Raw genomic sequence first — 1075 nt, 5'->3', positions numbered from 1 at the left:
GCTTTCAATCAAGTTGACGGCTTCTGAACCGTCATCTCCTTCAGCTACTACATTAAAAGAAGGTTCAAATTCAAGAATGCGTTTAACTCCTTCTCTGAATAACTGGTGATCGTCAATGATAACAATATTTGTTGCCATGTCATTCGCCTCCCTAATCCTTCGAAAAAAATTTACTTATTGAGCGGTACCTGCACGATTACAACGGTTCCTGCCCCAATTTTTGAGTCAATCGTGATGTCTCCTTCGAGAAGGTCGACACGTTCTTTCATCCCCATGATGCCAAAGGATCCTGTTTTCTGTTGTTCTTTATCGAATCCTTTGCCGTTGTCTTTGACGACAACGGTTATTTTGTCTTTCTTTACTTCTACTTTCACTTGTATATGTGACGATTCAGCATGCTTCAGCGCATTCTGGACACATTCTTGGACGAGCCGGAACAAGGCTACTTCATATTTAGAAGGAAGTCTGATATCCAGGCCGATATTCACAAATTGTATACTGGTCCCCTGGTTATACTCTTCGATGGTGCTTAAGTATTTTCTAAGAGTCGGAATCAATCCGAGATCATCCAGTGCCATCGGTCTCAAATCGTAAATGATTCGACGGACCTCATAAAGTGCGGACCGGACCATTTTTTTCAAGTCGCGGATCTCTTTGATCGCTTCTTCCGATCCTCTTTCTCTGTACACCCGATCGATCAGGTCAGACCGCATCAGGACGTTGGCCATCATCTGCGCAGGGCCGTCATGAATTTCACGGGATAAACGCTTTCGTTCATCCTCTTGTGCCTCAATGATCTGGAGCCCGAAATCCTGGCGCTGCTTCGCGTCCTCAAGCGCTTCGTTCACTTGTCTCAAATCACTATTCAGGTAATTGAGAACCACTGAAATCTGCGTACATAGGTGTTCAGCCCGGTCAATGGTATCGCCCAGCGACTGCAATCGTCTTTGAAGCTCATCCCGCCGGTCGCGCAGCTGCTTTTCCAACTGTCTATTGATCGAAAGTTTCATTTGCAGTTCGTGGGCCACTTCATACGCTTCTCGGACCTGATCCTCTGAATAGGTCTGGAAATGTT

General features: G+C 45.6%; 2 protein-coding genes. Both read right to left on the bottom strand.

Features of this window, described 5'->3' with window-relative positions:
• The coding region (locus HP456_RS24240) for a response regulator (protein ID WP_172255751.1) at nt 1–138 on the bottom strand (138 nt) is incomplete at its 3' end.
• Between the two features lie 32 nt (nt 139–170).
• Nucleotides 171–1075: sensor histidine kinase (locus HP456_RS24235; RefSeq protein WP_172255748.1), on the bottom strand; the 905-nt coding region annotated here is incomplete at its 5' end.

Origin of the sequence: Bacillus haikouensis (assembly GCF_013179555.1) — a bacterium.
Classification (GTDB): domain Bacteria; phylum Bacillota; class Bacilli; order Bacillales; family Bacillaceae_B; genus Rossellomorea; species Rossellomorea haikouensis_A.
The sequence above is the reverse complement of the archived record's forward strand: the minus strand, read 5'-3'. Positions and strand labels throughout refer to the sequence as shown.